The following is a 2,329-nucleotide window of genomic DNA, read 5'->3' on the forward strand; positions in this document are numbered from 1 at the left end:
CTCCCGGCCCGTCCACGCGGCGGGGCCCCCGCGCGAGCGCCCCCGGGGGCGCTCGCGGGCAGGTCCGGCGGAGGTCCGGCGGCGGTCCGGCGGAGGTCCGGCGGCGGTCGCCGGGAGGTCCGGCGCCGGTGCGGGGCGGGCGCGGCACCGCTGCGCCCGCCGGGGCCGCGCGGCTCCTAGGGTGGGCGTCCATGAGCAGCCCGCACAGCTCCTCCCCGCCCGCCCCGCGCCTGGACCTCGTGGAGCAGCTGCACGGCGTCCCGGTCGCCGACCCGTACCGCTGGCTGGAGGACCCCGAGGACCCGCGCACCCGGGAGTGGTCGGCGTGGCAGGACGCGCGGTGGCAGCGCCACGCCGAGGCGCTGCCCGGCCGCGAGCGCCTGGAGCGGCGGGTGCGCGAGCTGCTGGCGACGGGCGCGGTGGGCGCGCCGGTGCACCGCGGCGAGCGCGTCTTCCGCAGCCGCCGCGACCCCGGCGCCGAGCACGCGGTGCTGCGGGTGACCGACGCGCCGGGCACCGCCGAGCGGGTCCTGGTCGACCCGGTCGCGCTGGACCCCTCGGGCACCACGACGCTGGACTCCTGGCGCCCCAGCGTCGAGGGCGACCTGCTGGCGTACCAGGTCTCCGAGGGCGGCAGCGAGGAGAGCGTGCTGCGGGTGCTGGACGTGGCCACCGGCGAGGTCGTCGACGGCCCGCTGGACCGGGCCCGCTACTCCCCCGTGGCGTGGCTGCCCGCCCGCGCCGGCGAGCCGCGCGCGTTCTACTACGTGCGGCGGCTGCCGCCGGAGGACCTGCCGGAGGGTGAGCGGCAGTACCACCGGCGCGTGTACCTGCACCGCGTGGGCACCGACCCCGCCGGCGACGTCGAGGTGTTCGGCGCGGGCATGTCCATGACGAACTACTACGGGGTGTGGACCTCTCGGGACGGGCGCTGGCTGGTCGTCAGCGCCTCCGACGGCACCGCGCCGCGCGACGACGTGTGGATCGCGGACCTGTCGGCCTGCGACCCGGCCGCGCCGCGGCTGCGGGAGGTCGTCACCGGCCGCGACGCGCAGACCAGCGCCTGGGTGGGCCGGGACGGGCGGCTGTACCTGCTCACCGACCTGGACGCCCCGCGCGGGCGCCTGGCCGTGGCCGACCCCGCCGACCCCGGCGTGGAGCGCTGGCGGGACCTGGTGCCGCAGGCGGAGGACGCGCTGCTGGAGGACGTCGCCGTCCTCGACGGCGAGGAGCTGGCCGAGCCGCTGCTCGTGGTGGGCTGGACCCGGCACGCCGTGTCCTCGCTGAGCGTGCACGAGCTGGCCGGCGGGCGGCGCCGCGACGGCGCCGCCGGCACGGTCGAGCTGCCCGGCACCGGCTCCGTGGGCGGCCTGGTCACCCGCCCCGACGGCGGCCACGAGCTGTGGTTCGGCTACACCGACGCCACCACCCCCACCCACGTGCACCGCTGGGACGCCCGCGACGGCTCCGTGTCGCTGGACGCCGCCCCGCCCGGCGCCGTGCGGGTGCCGGCGGTGACCAGCCGGCTGCTGGAGTACCGCAGCGGCGACGGCACCGCGGTGCGCCTGCAGCTGACGGTGCGCACCGACGCCCTCGACGAGGAAGGCCGCCCCCGCACGCCCGCCCCGGCGATCCTCTACGGCTACGGCGGCTTCGGCATCAGCCTGTCGCCGCACTACGCCCCCGACGCGCTGGCGTGGGTGGAGGCCGGCGGGGTGTACGCGGTGGCGAACCTGCGCGGCGGCGGCGAGGAGGGCGAGGACTGGCACCGCGCCGGGATGCGCGGGCGCAAGCAGAACGTCTTCGACGACTTCCACGCCGCGGCGAGGTTCCTGGTGGAGCAGGGCTGGACCACGCACGAGCAGCTGTGCGTGCACGGCGGCTCCAACGGCGGCCTGCTGGTGGGCGCGGCCCTGACCCAGCAGCCGCAGCTGTTCGCGGGCGTGGTGTGCTCCGCGCCGCTGCTGGACATGGTGCGCTACGAGCAGCACGGCCTGGGCGCCACCTGGAACGACGAGTACGGCACGGCGGCCGACCCGGAGGAGTTCGGCTGGCTGCTGTCGTACTCCCCGTACCACCGGGTGGTGGAGGGAACCGCGTACCCGGCGGTGCTGTTCACCGTCTTCGACGGCGACTCGCGCGTGGACCCGCTGCACGCGCGCAAGCTGTGCGCGGCGCTGCAGCACGCCACCTCCTCGGGCCGGCCGGTGCTGCTGCGCCGCGAGGGCGACGTCGGGCACGGGGCGCGCTCGGTCTCGCGCAGCGCCGGGCTGGTGCGCGACACCCTCGCCTTCGCCGCGGCCGCCACCGGCCTCGACCTGTCCTGACC

At 78.1% G+C, this 2,329-nt stretch carries 1 protein-coding gene; it reads left to right on the forward strand.

Annotated features, from left to right (window positions below; genetic code table 11):
• Nucleotides 1–191 precede the first annotated feature (191 nt).
• Nucleotides 192–2,327: a prolyl oligopeptidase family serine peptidase gene (locus tag GTR00_RS19125; protein ID WP_166613149.1), complete on the forward strand. Its 2,136-nt coding sequence runs from the start codon at nt 192–194 to the stop codon at nt 2,325–2,327.
• Nucleotides 2,328–2,329: the final 2 nt, after the last annotated feature.

The sequence above is a fragment of the Kineococcus indalonis genome (assembly GCF_009906395.1).
GTDB lineage: Bacteria > Actinomycetota > Actinomycetes > Actinomycetales > Kineococcaceae > Kineococcus > Kineococcus indalonis.